Annotated in this window: 3 protein-coding genes and 1 pseudogene; 3 read left to right on the top strand and 1 reads right to left on the bottom strand. The window is 76.1% G+C overall.

Annotated elements, in window-relative coordinates; genetic code table 11:
• Nucleotides 1-70 precede the first annotated feature (70 nt).
• Complete coding sequence (locus ACFWEG_RS28630; protein ID WP_387220915.1) at nt 71-910, top strand: patatin-like phospholipase family protein; 840 nt, start codon at nt 71-73, stop codon at nt 908-910.
• A gap of 165 nt (nt 911-1,075) precedes the next feature.
• Nucleotides 1,076-1,867, top strand: a complete 792-nt coding sequence (locus tag ACFWEG_RS28625; protein ID WP_387220921.1) for a spermidine synthase — start codon at nt 1,076-1,078, stop codon at nt 1,865-1,867.
• On the opposite strand, the gene ACFWEG_RS28620 is transcribed toward ACFWEG_RS28625, so the two are convergent.
• Nucleotides 1,829-3,109 carry an MFS transporter gene (locus tag ACFWEG_RS28620; protein ID WP_387220918.1) on the bottom strand — a complete coding sequence of 427 codons (1,281 nt, stop codon included), beginning with the start codon at nt 3,107-3,109 and terminating at the stop codon, nt 1,829-1,831. The two genes, ACFWEG_RS28625 and ACFWEG_RS28620, sit on opposite strands and share 39 nt — an antisense overlap.
• A 70-nt stretch (nt 3,110-3,179) precedes the next feature.
• Here ACFWEG_RS28620 and ACFWEG_RS28615 point away from each other — a divergent pair.
• A pseudogene (locus ACFWEG_RS28615) lies at nt 3,180-3,430 on the top strand (GntR family transcriptional regulator); the annotation flags it as partial.

Below are 3,430 nucleotides of genomic sequence, written 5' to 3'. Positions count from 1 at the left end.
GGGGTGCGCCGGACGGTTCCGGGGGTCCGGGGCGTGGTGCGGGCGGCCGCCCGGCGCCTACCCTGCGGCCATGACGGACACAGCGCTCGTACTCGGCGGCGGCGGACTCACCGGCATCGGCTGGGAGATCGGCATCCTCCACGGACTGGCCCGCGAGGGCGTCGACCTGACCGGCGCCGACCTGATCGTCGGCACCTCGGCCGGATCGGTCGTCGGCACCCAGATCGCCTCGGGCGTGCTCGGTACCGAGGAGATGTACGAGCGGCAGCTGCCCCCGCCGCAGGACGAGACCGTCGCGTCGATGGGAGCGGGGCTGACCGCCCGCTACCTGTGGCAGGTCCTCCGGGCGCGGGACGCGGACGGCTTCGGCCGGCGGATGGGCCGGCTCGCGCTGTCGGCGCGGGTGGGGGAGGAGTCGGTCCGGCGCGAGGTCATCGCGGGCCGGCTGCTGACCCACGAGTGGCCGGAGCGGCGGCTCGTCGTGACGGCGGTCGACGCGGCGACCGGGCGGCTGCGGACCTTCGACCGGGACAGCGGCGTCGACCTCGTCTCCGCCGTCGGCGCCAGCTGCGCGGTGCCGGGGGTGTGGCCGCCGGTCACGATCGGCGCCGAGCGCTACATCGACGGCGGAGTGCGCTCGCCGGTCAACGCCGACCTCGCGGCTGGCTGCTCCCGGGTGGTCGTCATCGCCCCGCTGACCCGGTCCGGCGGGCCCGTGCCCTCCCTGCGGGAGCAGGTCGGCCGGCTCGTGGCGGCGGGGGCGCAGGTCGCGGTCGTCACGCCCGACGACGCGGCCCGCAAGGCGTTCGGCCGGAACGTCCTCGACCCGAGGCGGCGGGCCGGCGCGGCCCGCGCGGGACTCGCCCAGGCCGCGGCACGGGCGGACGCCGTCCGCAAGGTCTGGGGCTGATCACGGGCGGACCGGCCGCCCGGGCACAATGGCTTGATGCGCGAACCGCCCCGCACCCCCGCCGACACGCCGCCGCAAGGGGCCGCCCCGACCGCGCCGGACGCCGGCCACGCCGACGAGCCGGTCCCCGTCACCCGCACCGTCGACGGCGGCACGGCCAAGCTGATGCCCGACGTCGACCGCCGCCGCGCCTGGCTGCTCACGGTGGACGGCGCCCCGCAGTCGTACGTCGACCTCGACGACCCCGCCCACCTGGAGTTCGAGTACGTGCGGCGGCTCGCGCACGTCCTGGACACGGCCGCCGAGCCCGGCGCGCCGATCGACGTCGTGCACCTCGGCGGGGGCGCCCTCACCCTGCCCCGCTACGTCGCCGCGACCCGCCCCGGATCGCGGCAGGAGGTCGTCGAGGCGGACCGCGGGCTGCTCGCGCTGGTCGCCGAGCGGCTCCCGCTGCCGGCGGGCTCGGGGGTGCGGGTGCACGGCGATGACGCCCGGGAGTGGCTCGGGCGGGCGGGAGACGGCAGCGCCGACCTGCTGGTGGCCGACGTCTTCGGCGGCTCCCGGGTGCCCGCGCACCTCACGTCGGTGGAGTACGCGCGCGAGGCGGAACGGGTCCTGCGGCCCGGCGGTCTCTACGCGGCGAACCTCGCCGACGGCGCCCCGTTCAACTTCCTGCGCTCCCAACTGGCGACGTTCCGCGCCGTCCTCGGCCACGTGGCGCTGGTCGCCGAGCCCGGGGTGCTGCGCGGCCGCCGCTTCGGCAACGTCGTCCTGCTCGCCGCGCGCGAGGAGATCGACACGGCGGAGCTGGCCCGGCGGACGGCCTCGGACGTCTTCCCCGCGCGGGTGGAGCGCGGAGCCGCCGTGGACCGGCTCATCGGCGACGCGGTCCCGGTGCGGGACGCGGACGCCGTGGGGTCACCCGAGCCGCCCGACGGTTCCTTCGGCATCGGCTGAGACGGGGCCGGTGACCTGCGGGACCTCGCTGCGGGCGACCTCCTTGGAGCGCCGGGTGAGGTTGCGGACGTCCGGCACGAGCAGGACCAGCGCCGTCACGAGCACCACCAGGCCCGCGCATCCCCACAGCGCCTGCGAGCGGCCGAATGCGGACTCGGCGGGGCCCGCGAGCGCGGTGGCGACCGGCAGCATGGCCACCGAGCCGAACCAGTCGTAGGCGGCGACGCGGGAGAACTTGTCCTCGGGGATCTCCTGGTGCAGCGCCGTCATCCAGGTCACGCCGAACACCTCGATCGCCACGCCGCTGACGAACATCACCAGCGCGAGCCCGGCCAGCGGCAGCGGCACGGCGAGCCCGGCCGAGGGCAGGGCCAGCGGGAAGACGCACAGGGAGCCGGCGAACAGCAGCCGGCGCGGCTTCCAGCGCATCATCAGCAGCGCGCCGAGCAGCGTGCCGACGCCGAACGCGCCGAGCGCGAGACCCCAGGGGGCGGCCCCGCCGAGGGAGTCCTCGGCGACCAGCGGCCCGTAGACCGACTCGGCCGCGCCGACCACGGCGACGACCACCGTGAACTGCAGGACGATCGCCCACAGCCACGGCCGGGAGGCGACCTCCTTCCAGCCGTCGCGCAGATCGGCGAGGAGCCCCCCGCCGGGCTCGCGGTCGGGGACGTGGCCGACGTCGAGGAAGGCGCGCAGCGAGCCGGCGACGAGGAAGGCGGCGGCGTCGACGGCGAGGACCCACCCGGGGCCCATGGCGGCGATCATCGCGCCGCCGAGCGCGGCGCCGCCGATGGCCGCCCCGTGCATCGCCATCCGGAAGACCGCGAAGGCCCGGCTGGCCTGCTCGCCCTTGACGCTGGACAGCAGCATGCCCTCGGCGGCCGGGTTGAAGAAGGCCTGTCCGGTGCCGCCGAGCGCGGTCAGCAGCATCATCTGCCACAGCTGCGGGTCGCCGGTGAGGACGAGGAGGGCGAAGGCGCCCTGCGAGACGAAGTTGACCGCGTTGGCCGCGACCATCACCCGGTGCCGGGGCAGCCGGTCGGCGACCGCGCCGCCGATGAGCAGGAACAGCACCAGGGGGAGCGTCCTGGCCATCGCCACCAGGCCGACGTCGCCCGCGTCACCGCCGGAGTCCAGGACCGCGAACGCGGCCGCGATCAGCGCGCCGTGCGCGCCGAGGTTGGTGACGACGGCGGCCGCGGTCAGCAGGGAGTAGTTGCGGCTCGCCCAGGCGGGCATGCGAGAGGCCTTGGGGGCGGTGGGAGTCACCCAGGGACTATGAGCGCCGCGGCCCCGTGTTGACAAATCGATTCTGCGCCGTATCCGGAACGGCAGCGGCCGGCCGTCCCGGGGGCGTTCAAGGAGGGCGAGAAGCTGCTCTCGGAGGCTGAACTGGTCGAGCACTACGGCGTTTCCCGGATGACGGTCCGGAACTCATTCTCCGTCCTCCAGGGCGAGGGACTGGTCCACGCCGAGCACGGCCGGGGCGTCTTCGTCCGGCCCCGCCCTCCGGTGCGCCGCCTCGCCTCCGACCGGTTCGCCCGGCGCCACCGCGAGCAG

The organism is Streptomyces sp. NPDC060194 (assembly GCF_042728285.1).
GTDB lineage: Bacteria > Actinomycetota > Actinomycetes > Streptomycetales > Streptomycetaceae > Streptomyces.
Note: the sequence above shows the minus strand (reverse complement) of the source record. Positions and strands in the feature narration are given on the sequence as shown.